The sequence below is a fragment of the Mesorhizobium sp. CC13 genome (assembly GCF_039907765.1).
Classification (GTDB): domain Bacteria; phylum Pseudomonadota; class Alphaproteobacteria; order Rhizobiales; family Rhizobiaceae; genus Aminobacter.
The window spans coordinates 172,259-189,373 of sequence record NZ_JARDJI010000007.1 but is presented as its reverse complement, the minus strand read 5'-3'; the positions used below and the strand labels follow the sequence as shown (position 1 = coordinate 189,373).

At 65.5% G+C, this 17,115-nt stretch carries 14 protein-coding genes; 5 read left to right on the top strand and 9 right to left on the bottom strand.

The features are described from left to right. Nucleotides 1-323: 323 nt before the first annotated feature. Nucleotides 324-4,139, top strand: coding sequence for a putative Ig domain-containing protein (locus tag PV773_RS12740; protein ID WP_347966686.1), 3,816 nt, complete (start codon nucleotides 324-326; stop codon nucleotides 4,137-4,139). A 187-nt stretch (nucleotides 4,140-4,326) separates the two neighbouring features. Here PV773_RS12740 and thrS read toward each other — a convergent pair whose 3' ends face one another. The 3 genes from thrS to PV773_RS12725 all read right to left on the bottom strand — a co-directional run bounded on the left by thrS (nucleotide 4,327) and on the right by PV773_RS12725 (nucleotide 7,050). Further along, a complete protein-coding gene (gene thrS, locus PV773_RS12735; protein ID WP_347966685.1) occupies nucleotides 4,327-6,303 on the bottom strand; it encodes a threonine--tRNA ligase in 1,977 nt (658 codons plus the stop codon). Nucleotides 6,304-6,427: 124 nt separating this feature from the next. Beyond that, entirely contained in the window at nucleotides 6,428-6,787 is a 360-nt protein-coding gene (gene yidD / locus PV773_RS12730; protein ID WP_347966712.1) for a membrane protein insertion efficiency factor YidD, read from the bottom strand. A gap of 98 nt (nucleotides 6,788-6,885) precedes the next feature. Further along, nucleotides 6,886-7,050: a hypothetical protein gene (locus tag PV773_RS12725; RefSeq protein WP_347966684.1), complete on the bottom strand. Its 165-nt coding sequence runs from the start codon at nucleotides 7,048-7,050 to the stop codon at nucleotides 6,886-6,888. Nucleotides 7,051-7,144: 94 nt separating this feature from the next. On the opposite strand from PV773_RS12725, the gene PV773_RS12720 reads away from it, so the two are divergent. Then, nucleotides 7,145-8,059, top strand: coding sequence for a LysR substrate-binding domain-containing protein (locus PV773_RS12720; RefSeq protein WP_347966683.1), 915 nt, complete (start codon nucleotides 7,145-7,147; stop codon nucleotides 8,057-8,059). On the opposite strand, the gene PV773_RS12715 is transcribed toward PV773_RS12720, so the two are convergent. Further along, complete coding sequence (locus PV773_RS12715; RefSeq protein WP_347966682.1) at nucleotides 8,056-8,502, bottom strand: iron-sulfur cluster assembly scaffold protein; 447 nt, start codon at nucleotides 8,500-8,502, stop codon at nucleotides 8,056-8,058. The two genes, PV773_RS12720 and PV773_RS12715, sit on opposite strands and share 4 nt — an antisense overlap. A 236-nt stretch (nucleotides 8,503-8,738) precedes the next feature. On the opposite strand from PV773_RS12715, the gene folE reads away from it, so the two are divergent. From folE to PV773_RS12700, 3 genes are all read left to right on the top strand, one after another. Further along, a complete protein-coding gene (gene folE, locus PV773_RS12710) occupies nucleotides 8,739-9,380 on the top strand; it encodes a GTP cyclohydrolase I FolE (protein WP_347966681.1) in 642 nt (213 codons plus the stop codon). Between the two features lie 36 nt (nucleotides 9,381-9,416). Next, a complete protein-coding gene (hisI, locus tag PV773_RS12705) occupies nucleotides 9,417-9,872 on the top strand; it encodes a phosphoribosyl-AMP cyclohydrolase (RefSeq protein ID WP_347966680.1) in 456 nt (151 codons plus the stop codon). Nucleotides 9,873-9,959: 87 nt separating this feature from the next. Further along, on the top strand, nucleotides 9,960-10,913 hold the full coding sequence (locus PV773_RS12700) for a patatin family protein (protein ID WP_347966679.1): 954 nt from the start codon (nucleotides 9,960-9,962) through the stop codon (nucleotides 10,911-10,913). 101 nt (nucleotides 10,914-11,014) lie between these two features. Here PV773_RS12700 and recJ read toward each other — a convergent pair whose 3' ends face one another. The 5 genes from recJ to PV773_RS12675 form a co-directional block, all read right to left on the bottom strand. Further along, nucleotides 11,015-12,805, bottom strand: a complete 1,791-nt coding sequence (gene recJ, locus PV773_RS12695; RefSeq protein ID WP_347966678.1) for a single-stranded-DNA-specific exonuclease RecJ — start codon at nucleotides 12,803-12,805, stop codon at nucleotides 11,015-11,017. Nucleotides 12,806-12,861: 56 nt separating this feature from the next. Continuing rightward, on the bottom strand, nucleotides 12,862-13,836 hold the full coding sequence (gene glpX / locus PV773_RS12690; RefSeq protein WP_347966677.1) for a class II fructose-bisphosphatase: 975 nt from the start codon (nucleotides 13,834-13,836) through the stop codon (nucleotides 12,862-12,864). A gap of 188 nt (nucleotides 13,837-14,024) precedes the next feature. Then, entirely contained in the window at nucleotides 14,025-15,338 is a 1,314-nt protein-coding gene (locus PV773_RS12685; protein WP_347966676.1) for a homoserine dehydrogenase, read from the bottom strand. Between the two features lie 50 nt (nucleotides 15,339-15,388). Then, on the bottom strand, nucleotides 15,389-16,606 hold the full coding sequence (locus tag PV773_RS12680; RefSeq protein ID WP_347966675.1) for an LL-diaminopimelate aminotransferase: 1,218 nt from the start codon (nucleotides 16,604-16,606) through the stop codon (nucleotides 15,389-15,391). Between the two features lie 46 nt (nucleotides 16,607-16,652). Next, on the bottom strand, nucleotides 16,653-16,997 hold the full coding sequence (locus PV773_RS12675; RefSeq protein ID WP_347966674.1) for a hypothetical protein: 345 nt from the start codon (nucleotides 16,995-16,997) through the stop codon (nucleotides 16,653-16,655). Between the last annotated feature and the right edge of the window lie 118 nt (nucleotides 16,998-17,115).

Genomic DNA, 17,115 nt, shown 5'->3' with positions numbered 1-17,115 from the left:
GTGCGACATAGCACCGGGGCTCGCGGATCCGCGCTTCTTGCGCGATCGCTATAAGACACAAGTGTCTGATTTTCGGCAACGAGTCCACGACAAGACCGCAGAACACAAGTCAAGAACCGTATCGCGTCATGGGCAAATCTCTATTCCGCCCATCAAGCAATTTCCTCGCCGCTTACTTGTCGGACAAGCTCCACGCCTGACCACGCAAAGCTTTTGCAATGAGATTTTATTTTATTGACTCCTGACATACTTTGCATTTCCATATCACGATCACAAATACTTTTTGCTTTAGAAAATTTCAAATTCGGCCGGGGGACAACCGAATGTCCAGAGGGAATGGAGCGCTGCGCCCGCTCCTTGCGTTGCTTGCGTACATCCTTACCTGGGCAGTGATGGCAACGTCCGCAGTTGCGGCGACCTTCCCTTGCTCCATCGGTCCGAGCGACATTGCCGGGCTTACCTTCCTGAACCCGGCCGGCAACTCCTCCGATGCCAACACATTCGCACTTGGCGGGGTTCTGACGACGGCGAACATCTCGGCAACGACCGGCGACTGCAACGACCTGCCCAATGGGAGCATACGGCCGGTAGCCGGCAATCCGGCTTCCGCGGCCCTGGACTTCATCGTCGCGAATGCAACCACGCAAGGGGGCTGGCTGGTCCGCACTGCCAGCGATGAGGTGCGATACCTCCCGCCATCATCCGCCTTCTCCGGGACCGACACCTTCCAAATCGACAATAACAATCTCGGGCGTGTCATCAACGTCACGGTAAGCGTGCTGTCGCTGGTGGATACCACCCCGCCGCCGGCGCCGGTGATCGCGGCTCCGGCCGATGGCGACCGGACCAGCGATCCTACCCCCACGATCAGTGGCACCGCCGAGACAGGTTCGACGGTGACCGTCTACATCAATGGAACCTCAGCAGGCACGACCTCTGCCACCGGCGGCAATTGGTCCTTCACCGTGGGGACCGCGCTTTCGGAGGGCGCGCACAGCGTCCATGCCACCGCGACGGACGCCTCGAACAACACGTCACCCAATTCGACCACCGTCAACTTCACGGTCGATACGACGCCACCGCCGGCGCCGATCGTCACGGCGCCCACCAATGGCAGCACGACGAGCAATACGACACCCACGATCAGCGGCAGCGCCGAAGCCAATGCCACGGTTGATATCGTCATCGACGGCGCGTCCGCTGGCGCGACGAGCGCGGACGGATCAGGCAACTGGAGCTTCACGCCCAGTTCCGCACTCGCCGATGGTATGCACAGCGTTCGAGCAACCGCGACCGATGCGGCGGGCAACGCCTCCGTCAGTTCCAACACCAATAGCTTCACGATCCTGTCTTTGCCGACCGTGACTGACAGCAGCGCGACGGTCGCACATAGTTCATCGAACAACGCGATGTCGCTCGCGCTCGGCGGCGGCGCTGCGACCAGCATCATCGTGGTGACATCGCCCGCGCACGGTATCGCGACTGCCGCGGGCACGAGTATCCACTATACACCCACCGCGGGTTATGCGGGTCCCGACAGCCTTACCTATCGCGCCTCCAACGGCGCGGGCGATTCGGCGGTGGCCACGGTGACGATCACGGTCAGCCCGCCGACGATCTCGCTTTCACCGGCGACGTTGGCTGCGCCCGTCTATGGCACCGCCCATGGCGCTTCGATCACCGCCAGCGGCGGCCAGGGTCCCTATGACTACAAGATTACAAGCGGCGCATTGCCCGCGGGGTTGACGCTCGCAGCCGATGGGACGTTGTCGGGCACGCCGACCGCGTCGGGCACCTTCAACTTCACCATTACCGGGACCGACAGTTCGACGGGCACCGGCGCCCCTTTCTCCGCAAGCCGCGCCTACAGCTTCACCGTAGCTGCGCCAACCTTGACGCTCAGCCCTGCGGCGGGCGCACTGCCGGGTGCGACAGCCGGTAGCGCCTATTCGCAGACGATCAGCTTAGGCGGCGGCGTTGCGCCCTTTGGCTATGCGGTCACCGCGGGTGCGTTGCCCACCGGGCTGACGCTCAACGGATCGACCGGCATCCTGTCGGGCACGCCGACCGCAGCGGGCACCTTCAATTTCACCGTGACCGCAACCGACGGCCTCAGCTTTACAGTCGCGAACGCCTATTCGCTTACGGTCGCGACACCCACGCTGGCGATCAACGGGGCGCTACCCGACGGCGCAATCGCGGTGGCCTACAGCCAGACGCTGACCGCGAGCGGGGGCGTTGCGCCCTATAGCTTCACACTCTACTCGGGGTCGCTCCCCGCTGGGCTCAGCCTGTCCCCGGGCGGCGTCCTTTCGGGAACGCCGACACAAGGCGGCAGCTTCAACCTGACGATCCGCGCGACCGACAGCAGCGGCGGTAACGGGCCTGCCTTTGTCGACCGCAGCTTCACGTTGGTGATCGGCGCACCGACGATTTCGCCGGAGCCGACGACGCTTCCCGCGATGAGCTACGGCGTGCCGGTATCGGCCTCGGTGACCGCCAGCGGCGGCACCGCTCCCTACAGCTACACGGTCAGCGCCGGCGCATTGCCCGCCGGGGTTACGCTTGCTGGCGACGGCACGCTGTCGGGCACGCCGACGGTAGCGGGCAATTTCTCCTTCACGGTAGAAGCGACCGACAGTTCGACGGGCACCGGCCCTTTCTCCGGGAGCCGCACATACAGTGTCACGGTCGGAGCGCCCAGAGTGACCTTCGTGATCAAAAGCTCTGGCGACGGCGCATTCGCCTTCACCTCTGTGGAGCCGTCGCTCAATTTCGTCGTCAACGCGACCGGCGGCGGCGGCACATCGGGGCAGCTCGCGGTGCCGGCCGGAAGCCATTCGATATCCTTCACCGTGCCGGCAGGATCCGAAATCGCATCGGCCGCCTGCAACAGTCCCGGCTCCTCGCTCGACAGCGCCAGCCGGTCGGGCACGATCGTGGTCCAGGCCGGAGACGAGATCGTCTGCACCATCGTCGCCGGCGACATACGCCCCACGACGGAGCTCATCGGAGCCTTCCTGGAAGCGCGCGCCAACCTGATCGTCGCCAACCAACCGGATTCTGCCCGGCGACTCGAGCGGCTGACGGGTAGCTATTCGAGCTCCGCCGGCGTCGCCGGCTTCGGCTTGACCGTTCCCGGGCAACTGCCGATCGCCATGCGCTTCACCGGCGATCAAGCTTCCTTCGCCTACAGCCTGGGCCGGGCGCAGGCCGAACCCGCGGCCGGGTCAGAAAATACTGCGGCGGATGATACCTCAGGCGGCGTCCCGCCTATCCCATATGCGGATCAAGCCACCGGCGGTAGCGACAACCGACCGCCATTCGGCGCGCCGGGCGTCGACGCCGTGGACGAAGTCGCCACCGAGCCCCTCGCGACACCGTTCGACCTATGGATCGAGGGGAAGCTCGCCCGCTTCAATGCCCCGGGCGGCGATGGCCGTTTCGGCATATTGCACGGCGGCGCGGACTATCTCGTCGGACCGCGTGTTCTCGTCGGTCTCGGCGTCCAGCTCGACTGGACAGAGATGGAGGGCAATGGGGACGCGACGATCGAGGGAACCGGCTACCTGGTCGGCCCATACCTCACGGCGAGGCTGACTGACGGGCTGTTCTTGGACGCACGGGCGGCATGGGGGCAATCCTCCAACACCGCCTCGCCGCTGGGGACCTATTCCGATCAGCTCGACGGAACACGCTGGCTGGTCTCGGCGGCATTGATCGGTCAGTACGACATCGACCGCTGGCGCATCGCGCCTACGGCTCGCCTCACCTACTTCGAGGAGAAGACCGACGCCTACACCGACGGCCTCGGCCTGCCGATTCCGGAGGTCGAGATCGCGACAGGCACGTTCGAGTTCGGGCCGAGGATCAGCTACCAGACGGAACTCGACAACGGCACGGCCTTCCAGCCGTTCGTCTCGCTCGAAGGTGTGTGGACGTTCGAGCAGAAGAACACCGGCACCTCGGCCACGTCGTCGCCCGGACTTGCCGACACCGGCCTGCGCGGACGGAGCGAGGTCGGCTTCTCCCTGTCGGGTGGCGCCGGCTCCGTTTCGGCCTCGGCTTTCTACGATGGGCTCGGCGACAACGACTTCGAGTCGTGGGGCGGAAAATTGCGGTTCAACAAGACGTTCTGACGGGTAGCCGTAGCCTGGACGCACAACGTCTGCAGGTGGCTCGCTCCGCAACCGGCACTCGTGGAAACGTGTCGGCGGCAGGCAGACTGAAGCACGCGATCGGTCTTCTGCGCCTTCTTCTTGAACCCAAGCAAAAAGGGGCGGCATCACTGCCGCCCCTTTTTCACATCCTTGTGCGCTCAGCCCCTCAGCCCTGCGCGGCGCGGCGCCGGTCCGGCGTCCTCGCCTCGTCGCGCAGCGATGCGATCGCCTCGTCGAGGCCCATGGACACCTGGTCGCGCGAGCCAAGGCGGCGGACGTTGACGGTCGCCTCCTCCGCCTCGCGCTTGCCGCAGACGAGGATCACCGGAACCTTGGCCAGCGAATGCTCGCGGACCTTGTAGTTGATCTTCTCGTTGCGCAGGTCGGCCTCGGCCGAGAGGCCGGCGGCCTTCAGCTTCGCCACGACCTCGCGGGCATAGTCGTCGGCGTCCGAGGTGATCGTCGCCACCACCACCTGCTGCGGCGCGAACCACAGCGGGAAATGGCCCGAATAGTTCTCGATCAGGATGCCGAGGAAACGCTCCATCGAGCCGCAGATGGCGCGATGGATCATCACCGGCTGCTTCTTCTCGGAGTCCGAGCCGATGTAGAAGGCGCCGAAGCGCTCCGGCAGGTTGAAGTCGACCTGGGTCGTGCCGCACTGCCATTCGCGGCCGATGGCGTCCTTCAGCACATATTCGAACTTGGGGCCGTAGAAGGCGCCCTCGCCCGGATTGATCGACGTCTTGATCTTGCCGCCCGACTGCGCCTCGATGGTCTTGAGCACATTGCTCATGATCTCTTCGGCATGATCCCAGGCTTCGTCCGAGCCGACACGCTTGTCCGGACGCGTCGACAGCTTCACCGAAATCTCGTCGAATCCGAAATCGGCATAGGTCGACAGGATCAGGTCGTTGATGCGCAGGCATTCGGCGGCGAGCTGTTCTTCGGTGCAGAAGATGTGCGCGTCGTCCTGGGTGAAGCCGCGCACGCGCATCAGTCCGTGCAACGCGCCCGACGGTTCGTAGCGATGGACGTTGCCGAATTCGGCAAGCTTTACCGGAAGATCGCGGTACGACTTCAAGCCATGCTTGAAGATCTGCACGTGGCCCGGGCAGTTCATCGGTTTCAACGCGAAGACGCGGTCGTCGTCGGTATCGTCACCGGCAACGGTCACCTTGAACATGGCATCGCGATACCAGCCCCAGTGGCCCGACGTCTCCCACAGGCTCTTGTCGAGCACCTGCGGAGCGTTGACCTCCTGGTAGCCCTGGGTATCGAGGCGGCGGCGCATGTAGCCGACGAGGTTCTGGAACATCTTCCAGCCCTTGGCATGCCAGAAGACGACGCCGGGGCCCTCTTCCTGGAAATGGAACAGGTCCATTTCGCGACCGAGCTTGCGGTGGTCGCGCTTCTCGGCCTCTTCCAGCATGTGGAGGTAGCCGTCGAGCTGCGTCTGGTCGGCCCATGCCGTGCCATAGATGCGCGTCAGCATCGGGTTGTTGGAATCGCCGCGCCAGTAGGCGCCTGCGACCTTCATCAGCTTGAAGGCGCTGCCGATCTGGCCGGTCGAAGCCATGTGCGGGCCGCGGCAAAGGTCGAACCACTCGCCCTGGGCGTAGATCTTGAGGTCCTGGTCCTCGGGGATCGCGTCGATCAGCTCGAGCTTGTAGGCCTCGCCCTTGTCGCGGAACACCTGCTTGGCCTTGTCACGCGACCAGACCTCCTTGGTAAACGGCCTGTTGCGCGCGATGATCTCCCGCATCTTCTTTTCGATCGCGGGGAAATCCTCGGGCGTGAAGGGCTCGTTGCGGGCGAAGTCGTAGTAGAAGCCGTTGTCGATGACGGGGCCGATGGTGACCTGGGTTCCCGGCCACAGCTCCTGCACAGCCTCTGCCAGCACGTGGGCGGCATCGTGGCGGATGAGTTCGAGCGCGCGCTGGTCGTCGCGGGTGACAATCTCGACCTTGCCGGACTTGCCGAGCGGGTCGGAGAGATCGCGCAACGTGCCGTCGATGGCGTAGGCCACGGCCTTCTTGGCAAGCGACTTCGAGATCGACTCGGCCAGGCCGGCACCGGTCAGCGCCGCGTCATATTCGCGGACGGAACCATCGGGAAATGTCAGGGAAACGGAATTCAGCAAAATTCTTCTCCTATCCAGTCCCGCAAACGAGCGCGGGTGGTGAAAATGCCGGAGGCGTCCGGCGACGCGATCTTTTAGGGGGAGATTTTTGCGCCGTAAAGCGCTTCGGTGCAGCGAAAGCGGCCTATCGCGGTGATTTGCCGATGTGCCAGTAGCGCCATGGAGCAAACCAGCGATAGCGGCCGGCAAGCTGCTCCGGGACGCGGTCGATGCCGTGGGTGCCCCACGGACCGCAGCGCAGTACGCGGAACAGGCCCATCCAGCCGCCCGCCCACAGGCCGTGACGTGCGATGGCCTCGTGGGCATATTCCGAACAGGTGGGCATGTGCCGGCAGGAGTTGCCGATGAATCCAGACAGCGTGAGCTGGTAGAGCCGTACCAGCGATGTGCCGAGCACGCGCCCCGGCGTCCTGCGCCAGGGCCCGGGCCAGTTGCGGCCCCGCGCGGCCAGTCTTGCACGGCTATGGTCGTGGCCGTGGCTCATCGCCCGCGCCGCTCCGGATCGTTCATCCATCATAGATGTCAATTCCGACATGCAGACGCAATGTCCGGCGCATATGACCGCGCCGCTGCGGCGCCGTGTCACGCAAGCCAGCTAAGTTTCGCCGGTCGGTGGGGGCACCGATGCTGCGGGGTCTCAAGTTGTCGCCGGCCGGCGCCGCAGCGACCGTTGGCGCGTGCTGAATGTTCAGCCTGGAACGTCGCGATACGGAACAGGTCCGCATAGGTATCGAGCAGCGTCGGCATGGTCCTGACTCCTTTTCCGGCAGGATTTGACCGCCACTAGCCGTTCGCTTCAAACGAGTATAACGTCCGGGTTGGATAACTTGAGATTATGCAAATGAAGCGCGGACGCCTTCCCCTGACGGCGCTGAGGAGCTTCGAGGCCGCCGGCCGGCATCTCAGCTTCAGCCGCGCGGCCGAAGAGCTGTTCGTCACCCAGGCCGCCATCAGCCGGCAGATCCGGGAGCTCGAGGTATTCCTCAACCAGCCGCTGTTCGTGCGCCACCATCGCCGTGTCGAACTGACGGACGCGGGACACAAGCTGCTGCGCCAGCTGGTCAAGAGCTTCGACGACATCGACCAGAGGCTCGGCGAGCTGATCGCGCGGCCGGAACAGGCAGTGGTCACCGTCAGCGCCGAACCGTCGCTCGGCGCCAGTTGGCTGGTGCCGCGCCTCAACCGTTTCCGGGACCTGCGGCCGGACATCGACGTCTCGCTCGATGTCGACCCGCGCCTCGTCGAATTCCGCAGCGGCCAGGCGGAACTGGCGCTGCGCTTCAGCGCGCGGGATACGTCATGGCCGCGCAGCGACGCCGAACATCTCGGTCCGGTCATCGATTCCCCGGTCCTGTCGCCTTCCTTGCTGAAATCCGGCCCGCCGCTCGACAGCCCTGCCGATCTTGCCCGCTACACGCTGCTGCACGAAGAGAACCGGCAAGGCTGGGCGCGCTGGTTCGAGGCGGCGGGCATTGGGCGGGATGCGGTGCCCGATCGCGGCCCCCTGCTCGCCGACGCCGCGCTGGCCAAGCAGGCCGCGCTGCTGGGACACGGCGTGGCGCTGGGCGATCTGCTGCTGGTGCGGGACGAACTGGCTTCGGGCGCGCTGGTCAAGCCGTTCGAGACCAACGTCGTCTGCGGTGCCTACTGGCTCGTCGCCAAGGATCTCGGCAAGCTGTCCGAACCGGCGCAGGCCTTTGCCGACTGGATCCGGTCGGAGTTCGTCGAAAGCCGACGCTACCTGGATACCTACTAGGCGGCCGCCTCGGCCCGCTTGCGCTCGATCTGGCCGATGGCATCGACGACCGCCTCGAATGTCAGCATGGTCGAGGTATGCCGCGCCTTGTAGTCGCGAACCGGCTCGAGATACTTCAGGTCGGCGAAGCGGCCTTCCGGCGGCGCGCCGTTCTCCTTGAGCATGCGCAGCATGGTATCGCGCACCTCGCGCAGCTCGCCGGCGGTGGCGCCGACCACATGTTCGGCCATGATCGACGAGGACGCCTGCCCGAGCGCGCAGGCCTTCACCACATGGGCGAAGTCGGTGACGACGCCGTCCCGCATCGACAGATCGATGGTCACGGTCGAGCCGCAGAGCTTGGAATGGGCCGTGGCCGTCGCGTCGGGATGCTCCAGCCGGCCGAGCCGGCCGATATTGCCGGCGAAGCCAAGGATTTTCGTGTTGTAGATATCGTCGATCAACTTTTTTCACTCTGAATGCGTGTTACGACCATCTCTTGTCGCTGTCGCATCTTTCAATCGTGGTGTCCGCCCATATATAATGGCGGTGCTCGCCTCCCGGCAAGGCGGCCGAAGAGGCATCGGGAGACAGGGCGAAATGCGCAGCTTTGGGTACGGCACCATCCCGGTTGTTCCTGAAGTGGCTGTGTCCGTTCAACTCGTCCCTGCTCCGACAGGGACTACTGGAGACGCCTGAGATGGATGCCGTGATCAAGAAGCTGATGCCGCAATCAGCCTACATGGAAAAGCCTGCGACCGACCGGCCGACCGAAGCGGAGGTCGAGGCGGCGGTCAAGGTGCTGTTGCGCTGGACGGGCGACAACCCCAGCCGCGAGGGCCTGATCGATACGCCCAAGCGTGTCACCAAGGCCTTTCGCGAGATGTTCAACGGCTACGACATGTGCCCGGCGGACGAGCTTGGGCGCACCTTCGAGGAAGTGGCCGGCTACGACGACCTCGTCATCGTCCGCGACATAAAATTCCATTCGCATTGCGAGCACCACATGGTGCCGATCATCGGCAAGGCGCATGTCGGCTACCTGCCGGACGGCAAGGTGGTCGGCCTGTCCAAGATCGCCCGCGTCGTCGACATCTTCGCCCACCGCCTGCAGACGCAGGAGGCGATGACGGCGCAGATTGCCGGGGTCATCCAGGACGTGCTAAATCCGCGCGGCGTCGCCGTGATGATCGAGGCCGAGCACATGTGCATGGCCATGCGCGGCATCCGCAAGCAGGGTTCGACCACCCTGACCTCCACCTTCACCGGCGTTTTCCGGGACAGCCCCGAAGAACAGGTCCGGTTCGTGACAATGGTGCGAGCTGGCGGCAACGGCATCTGATCCGTTCGCCGGCTCCCGAACTTTCAGGATCCGGCGATGGCCGCTTTGACATTTCCGCAGGCTTCCAGCGACAAGCGCGCACTCGAGGAGGGTGAAGCCTGCACCCCCCGCTTCGACGCCAACGGCCTCGTCACCGCAGTGGTGACCGACGCGGCCGACGGCATGCTGCTGATGGTCGCCCACATGAACGCGGAGGCGCTGGCGCTGACGATCGAGACCGGCATCGCCCACTACTGGTCGCGCTCGCGCAACGCGCTCTGGAAGAAGGGCGAGAGCTCGGGCAATTTCCAGCACGTGGTGGAAATGCGCACCGACTGCGACCAGGATGCGATCTGGCTGCGCGTAAACGTGACCGGCCACGATGCAACTTGTCACACCGGCAGGCGTTCCTGCTTCTACCGGACGGTGGGGCAACAGAACGGCGTCGCAACCCTCAGTGCAGACGGCAGCGCCCCCCTGTTCAACGCGGAAGACACCTACCGCAAGAAATAGTGAACCGGCTGCCGATCCGGCGGCACAAAGATTCACGATTTTAATACGGGCCGGGTGTAATCTGCTTGCGGGACAAGGGAGATTGCGATGCTCGAATGGGCATCATTCTACGCGCGCCACAACGTCCGGGAAGCCAATGGCTTTTCATCCGGGACCGGCGGCAACGATCCAGTAAAACCGAAGGACACCGGCGTGGCCCTCGCGCTTGGCGGCGGCGCCGCCCGCGGCTGGGCGCATATCGGCGTGCTCAGGGCACTCGATGAGGCAGGCGTCCGCATCGACATGATCGCCGGCACCTCCATCGGCGCGCTGGTCGGCGGCTGCTATCTCGCCGGCAAGCTCGACCAGCTCGAGGAATTCGCCCGCAGCCTGACCAAGCGCCGCATCTTCGGCCTGTTCGACCTGCAGCTCGTCGGCAACGGCCTGTTCGGCGGCATGAAGCTCGATGCCCGCATGCAGCAGCACATGAACGGCCTGACCTTCCAGGACCTCCCCAAGCCGTTCGTCTGCGTCGCCGCGGAAATCCGCACCGGCCACGAGATCTGGCTGTCGAGCGGCTCGCTCATCAAGGCGATCCGGGCCTCCTATGCGCTTCCCGGCGTGTTCGAGCCGGTCACCTGCAACGGCCGCACCCTCGTCGACGGCGCGCTGGTCAATCCGGTGCCGGTCTCGGTCTGCCGCGCTCACGAACAGCCGCTGGTGGTGGCGGTCAACCTGCACTACGACCTCTTCGGCCGCGCTGCCGTGGTCAAGCACAGCGCCGGCGAAATGGCGGCCGAGGGCCCGCAAAGCGACTATGTCAGCGAACGCGAAGCAAGGCTCGGCATCACCGGCGTTGTGGTCGAAGCCTTCAACATCATCCAGGATCGCATTTCGCGTGCCCGCCTCGCCGGCGACCCGCCGGACCTGTCGCTGCAGCCCAAGCTCGGCCATATCGGCCTGTCAGATTTCCACCGCGCCGACGAGGCCATCCGCATCGGCTACGAAGCGACGAAGGCCCAGATGGCCGAGATCGTCAGGCTGCAGGCGGTACTGACTTAGCCTACAGCATTTCCGCCTTTCTTCGAATCGCGGAAACGCTCCATCTCTTTGTTTTTGCGGATTCCGGCCGGAAACCGCTGCCCACTTTTCCTGGAATTGCTCTACGGACCGGCCTGCGCCGCATCCATGATCCGCAACTGCACGGTGCGATTGCCGTTCCAATGATTGACGGCAAGCGTGCCGGCGACGTGGATCGTCCGGCCGGCATTCCGGGCCAGGAAATCGCCGAGCGGCGTTTCGGCGGAGCGGAACGCCATGCCTTGGATGCGGCCGCCGCTCTCCGACCTCAGATCGGCCCTGAGGTGCCCGGTGCCGATGACGCGGACATCGGCAAGCTTGTGGCGCGGCAGCACGAAAACGGGCGCCACGTGCCCTGCCCCGAACGGCCCGGCCTTCTCCAGTGCGTCGATCAGCGCCAGCGTCGCGCCTTCCGCCGCAAGCGCGCCGTCGATCAAGAGGCTTTCTTCATCCTGCAGGCGAAACACGTCGGCCGCGGCACGCGCTTCAAAGAAGGCGCGCAGTTCGCCGAGCTTCTCCTTCTGGACCGTGATGCCGGCGGCCATGGCGTGCCCGCCGCCCTTGACCAGCAATCCGGCCTCGACCGCCTCGCGCACCAGCTTGCCGAGGTCGAAGCCCGAGACCGAGCGGCCGGAGCCGGTGCCGGTGCCCGAACCATTGAAGGCGACGGCGAACACCGGGCGCCGGGCGTGGTCCTTCAGCCTCGAAGCCAGAAGCCCGACGATGCCGGGATGCCAGCTGGTATTGGCGGTGACCAGGACGGCCGGCCCCGGGCCGGCGCCGATCTCGGCGTCGGCCTCGGCGCGCGCCTGGGCCAGCATCTCGGTTTCCATCGCCTGCCGCTCCTGGTTCAGGCGGTCGAGCGTCTCCGCGATCGAGCCGGCCTCGACCGGATCGTCGGTCGCCAAAAGCCTGCTGCCGAGCGCGGCATCGCCGATGCGCCCGCCGGCATTGATGCGCGGGCCGAGCAGGAAGGACAGGTGGAAGGCGTTGAGCGGCTCGCCGATGCGGGCGACGCGGGCAAGTGCGGTCAGCCCGGGATTGTTCTGCTGCCGCATCGCCTGCAGCCCCTTCACCACGAAGGCGCGGTTGACGCCGACGAGCGGCACCACATCGGCGACCGTCGCAAGAGCCGTGAGGTCGAGCAGCTTGAGCAGATCCGGACGCGGGGCATCGGGCAGCTTCTCGCGTAACACCTTGGCGGTGTGCACCAGCGCGAGAAAAGTCACGCCGGCGGCGCAGAGATGGCCCTGCCCGGAAAGATCGTCGTCGCGGTTCGGATTGACCACGGCTACCGCATTTGGCAATGGCCCGCCGACCTGGTGGTGGTCGAGCACGACGACGTCGGCGCCGGCTTCGTTGGCCGCATCGATTGAGGCTGCGCTGTTGGTGCCGCAGTCGACGGTGACGATCAGGCTCGCACCGCGCCCCACCAGCTCGCGCATGGCATCGGGGTTCGGCCCGTAGCCCTCGAAAATCCGGTCGGGGATGTAGATCTCGGACTGGATGCCGAAATGGCCGAGGAAGCGCTTCATCAGCGCCGACGAGCAGGCGCCGTCGACGTCGTAGTCGCCGAAGATCGCGACCCTCTCGCCGCGGATGACGGCGTTGGCGATCCGCTCGGCCGCCTTGTCCATGTCGGTCAGGGACGCCGGGTCGGGCAAAAGTTCCCGGATGGTCGGATCGAGGAAGCGCTCGGCCTCCTCGGACGGCACGCCACGGCCGGCCAGCACCCGCGCCACGATGTCGGGAACGCCGTGGCCTTGCGCGATCGCGAGCGCCATCATGTCCTGGCGTTCGGTCAGCCGGTGCTGCCATGAGACACCGGTGGCCGAACGCCTCACGCCAAGGAAATTACGCTTTTCAGTCGCCATTCAGTGCTGGTCCACCCGCCTCGGGCCGACCATAGGCGACCGCAGCGGGCGCGTAATCAGAATTTTTCGATATCCTGGTGACGCGCCTTGATCTCGCGCACCGTCTTGGACGACGAGCGCAGCACGATGGTGTGCGTGGTGATCGCATCGCGGCCGAACTTGACGCCGGCGAGCAGGTTGCCGTCGGTCACGCCGGTCGCGGCGAACAGCACGTCGCCGCGCGCCATCTCCTCGATGCGATAGACCTTCTTGGGATCGGCAATGCCCATCTTGGCGGCGCGTTCGACCTTCTCGGGCGTGTCGAGGATGAGGCGGCCCTGCATCTGGCCGCCGGTGCAGCGCAGTGCCGCCGCAGCCAGAACGCCCTCCGGCGCCCCGCCGGTGCCGAGATAGATGTCGATGCCCGTCTCTTCCGGATCGGTCGTGTGGATAACGCCGGCCACGTCGCCGTCGCCGATGAGGCGGATGGCAGCGCCCGTCGTACGCACCGCGTCGATCAGCTTGGCGTGGCGCGGGCGGTCGAGGATGCAGGCGGTGATTTCGGACACCGGCACGCCCTTGGCCTTGGCGAGGTTGGCGATGTTCTCCGCCGGCGAGGCATCGATGTCGATCACGCCGTCCGGATAGCCGGGGCCGACTGCGATCTTGTCCATGTAGACGTCGGGCGCGAACAAAAGGCTGCCCTTTTCGGCGATGGCGATGACGGCCAGCGCATTGGGCAGGTTCTTGGCGCAGATGGTCGTGCCTTCCAGCGGGTCGAGCGCGATGTCGACCTCGGGGCCGCCGGCGCCGACTTCCTCGCCGATATAGAGCATCGGCGCCTCGTCGCGCTCGCCCTCGCCGATCACCACGGTGCCGTTGATGGCGAGACGGTTGAGTTCCTGGCGCATGGCGTCGACGGCAACCTGGTCCGCGGCCTTCTCGTCGCCGCGTCCGCGCAGCCTTGCTGCCGCCACAGCAGCGCGCTCGGTCACGCGCACGAGTTCCATGGTGAGGATCCGGTCGAGACCGGCAACAACGCTTTTCGCCATATCAGGGTCCTGCAGTCGATGAATTCGGGGTGCCCGAAACGGGCCGGCCCTTATTGTCAAACACTTGTGACAACGGCAAGACCTGTCACCCCCTTAATCGAAAGCGAAACAATATCAATCGATTGAAAGGGAATGCTGGCGCGTGGCCGGGCCAGCGCCCCCGCATCGCCGGTATATGGCCTGCGGGCCTAGCCGGCCCGCTCGATGCGGATGACCTGCGGCTTGTCGGTCAAATGGCCGTCCTTGGTGACCCCGTCGACGGCCTTGCGCACGGCAGCTTCCGTCGTCTCGTGGGTGACGAGGATCACCGTCTTCTGGCCGGCTCCGTCCTTGCCGTCGGCGTGCTGGACGATCGATTCCAGCGAGATGTCGCTGTCGGCCATGCGCTTGGCGATGGCCGCGAACACGCCGATGCGGTCGTGGACGGTCAGGCGGATGAAGTAGCCGCCGGCATGGCTGCGCATCTGCGCCTTCTTGTAGGGCCTCAGTTCCTTGGCCGGACGGCCGAAGACAGGACCGTGCTGGAATCCGGGACGGCTCTTGGCGATGTCGGCAATGTCGCCGACGACGGCCGAGGCCGTGGCGTTGCCGCCGGCACCGGGGCCGGAAAGCAGCAGTTCGCCCAGAATGTCGGTCTCGATGGCGACGGCGTTGGTGACGCCATGCACCTGTGCGATCACGGACGCCGTCGGCACCATGGTCGGGTGGACGCGCTGCTCGATGCCGGTCTCGGTGCGCTGGGCGACGCCGAGCAGCTTGATGCGGTAGCCAAGCTCGCCCGCCGCACGGATGTCGGCCTGGGTGATGTTCGAGATGCCCTCGAGATAGATGTCGTCGGCGGCGATCTTCGTGCCAAAGGCCAGGCTGGTCAGGATCGCCAGCTTGTGCGCGGTGTCGTTGCCCTCGATGTCGAAGGTCGGGTCGGCCTCGGCATAGCCCAGCCGCTGTGCGTCCTTGAGGCACGCCTCGAAGGTCAGTCCCTCGGCTTCCATGCGCGTCAGGATATAGTTGCAGGTGCCGTTGAGGATGCCGAACACGCGGGAAACCGTGTTGCCGGCCATGGCCTCGCGCATGGTCTTGATGACCGGAATGCCGCCGGCCACCGCCGCTTCGTAGTTGAGCAGCACGCCCTTCTTCTCGGCGATGTCGGCAAGTGCCACGCCGTGCTTGGCGAGTAGTGCCTTGTTGGCAGTCACCACGTGGCGGCCGGCATCGAGCGCGGCGCGCACGCAGGAGCGGGCAGCGCCCTCGTCGCCGCCGATCAGTTCGACGAAGACGTCGATGTCGGCCTTCTCCGCCAGTTCGATCGGATCGTCGAACCACTGCGCGCCGCCGAGGTCGACACCGCGGTCGCGCGAGCGGTCGCGGGCGGAAACGGCGGTGACGACGATGTCGCGGCCGCACTGGCGGGTGAGTTCCGCCGCCTTGTCGCGCAGCACGCGCGCCACCGAAGCACCGACCGTGCCGAGACCGGCAATTCCAATACGCAATGCTTCAGCCATGGTCGGCGGCGCCTCTTCACTCGGTAGTTCTGGATTGGGCTGCGGCGCGCTCAGCGATGGGCTGCGAGCGGCACCACATTGTTGGGATGCTTGGCGGTCGTCGACAGGAAGCGCTTGATGTTGCGGGCCGCCTGCCGGATGCGGTGCTCGTTCTCGACCAGCGCAAGACGCACGAAGTCGTCGCCGTGCTCGCCGAACCCGACGCCGGGAGCGACCGCCACGTCGGCGTGCTCGATCAGGAGCTTCGAAAATTCGAGCGAGCCGAGATGCTTGAACTGCTTGGGGATCGGCGCCCAGGCAAACATCGTCGCCGCCGGCGCGGGAATCTCCCAGCCGGCGCGCGCGAAGGAATCGACCATCACGTCGCGGCGTTTGTGATAGACCTCGCGCACCTCGGCGATGTCGGAACCGTCGCCGTTCAGCGCTGCGGTCGCCGCCACCTGGATGGGCGTGAACGCGCCATAGTCGAGATAGGACTTCACCCGCGTCAGCGCTGCGATCAGCCGCTCGTTGCCCACGGCAAAGCCCATGCGCCAGCCCGGCATCGAGAAGGTCTTCGACATCGAAGTGAACTCGACGGTGACGTCGATGGCGCCAGGCACCTCGAGCACCGAAGGCGGCGGGTTGCCGTCGAAATAGATCTCGGAATAGGCGAGATCCGACAGGATGATGATGTCGTTCTTCTTGGCGAAGGCGACGACGTCCTTGTAGAAGTCGAGGCTCGCCACATGCGCCGTCGGATTGGACGGATAGTTGAGGATCAGCGCCAGCGGCTTGGGGATCGAGTGGCGCACGCCGCGCTCGAGCGCCGGGATGAAGCCGTCATCCGGCTTGGCCTGTAGCGAGCGGATGACGCCGCCCGACATGATGAAGCCGAAGGCGTGGATGGGATAGGTCGGATCGGGGCATAGAACCACGTCGCCGGGCGCCGTGATCGCCTGCGCCATGTTGGCGAAGCCTTCCTTGGAGCCGAGCGTGGCGACGACCTGGGTGTCGGGGTTCAGCTTCACGCCGAAGCGGCGGGCGTAATAGCTGGCCTGGGCGCGACGCAGGCCGGGAATGCCGCGCGACGACGAATAACGGTGGGTGCGCGGATCGCGGACCACTTCGCACAGCTTGTCCACGATCGCCTGCGGCGTCGGCAGGTCGGGGTTGCCCATGCCGAGGTCGATGATGTCGGCGCCGCGCGAACGGGCGCTGGCCTTCAGACGGTTGACCTGCTCGAAGACATAGGGCGGAAGGCGGCGGACCTTGTGAAATTCTTCCATGTCGGTTCCAGGCGAACGGGGCTGCGCGATGCGTGCGCGTATATACTCAATTGCAGGCGGGGTCGATAGGGTCGCACTTGCCTTCGATGGCCTTGAGCGTGTCGGCGCCGTGCTTCCGTGCAAGCGTGGTCATCGCCGCCGAATCGGACGATGCACCGCCCGCGCCGCCCTGGCGCCGCCGTGCCGCCTGCAGCGCGGCCATCTTGGCGGCCTTCTGGTCGTCGGTGAACTGGGGCGCGGCCACCTGGGGCGCAATGTTGAGGTTGGGATAGGTGCCGGTGTCCTGCGCGCCGCGTCCGCCGGTCTGGGCGGCCGTACCATTGGCGGTGCTCGTGCTGGCGCAGCCGCTGGCCAGCAGCGGCGTCGCGAAGAGTGCCGCAAAGAGCGTCACGCGGGCGCCTAAAAAAACATGCCGACCAACACGATATGTCATAATGTTTCCCTGACAGGCGCGATAGAGCGCGTTGGACCCGGTAAGACGTCGCATGATAGTATGTCAATAAAAGGCC

What these genes read in the sequence shown, in the direction of transcription:
- PV773_RS12740 (WP_347966686.1), top strand. Translation starts at nt 324, where the DNA reads ATGTCCAGAGGGAATGGAGCGCTGCGCCCGCTCCTTGCGTTGCTTGCG.
- yidD (WP_347966712.1), bottom strand. Translation starts at nt 6,787, where the DNA reads ATGAGCCACGGCCACGACCATAGCCGTGCAAGACTGGCCGCGCGGGGC.
- PV773_RS12725 (WP_347966684.1), bottom strand. Translation starts at nt 7,050, where the DNA reads ATGCCGACGCTGCTCGATACCTATGCGGACCTGTTCCGTATCGCGACG.
- PV773_RS12720 (WP_347966683.1), top strand. Translation starts at nt 7,145, where the DNA reads ATGAAGCGCGGACGCCTTCCCCTGACGGCGCTGAGGAGCTTCGAGGCC.
- folE (WP_347966681.1), top strand. Translation starts at nt 8,739, where the DNA reads ATGGATGCCGTGATCAAGAAGCTGATGCCGCAATCAGCCTACATGGAA.
- hisI (WP_347966680.1), top strand. Translation starts at nt 9,417, where the DNA reads ATGGCCGCTTTGACATTTCCGCAGGCTTCCAGCGACAAGCGCGCACTC.
- PV773_RS12700 (WP_347966679.1), top strand. Translation starts at nt 9,960, where the DNA reads ATGCTCGAATGGGCATCATTCTACGCGCGCCACAACGTCCGGGAAGCC.
- recJ (WP_347966678.1), bottom strand. Translation starts at nt 12,805, where the DNA reads ATGGCGACTGAAAAGCGTAATTTCCTTGGCGTGAGGCGTTCGGCCACC.
- glpX (WP_347966677.1), bottom strand. Translation starts at nt 13,836, where the DNA reads ATGGCGAAAAGCGTTGTTGCCGGTCTCGACCGGATCCTCACCATGGAA.
- PV773_RS12685 (WP_347966676.1), bottom strand. Translation starts at nt 15,338, where the DNA reads ATGGCTGAAGCATTGCGTATTGGAATTGCCGGTCTCGGCACGGTCGGT.
- PV773_RS12680 (WP_347966675.1), bottom strand. Translation starts at nt 16,606, where the DNA reads ATGGAAGAATTTCACAAGGTCCGCCGCCTTCCGCCCTATGTCTTCGAG.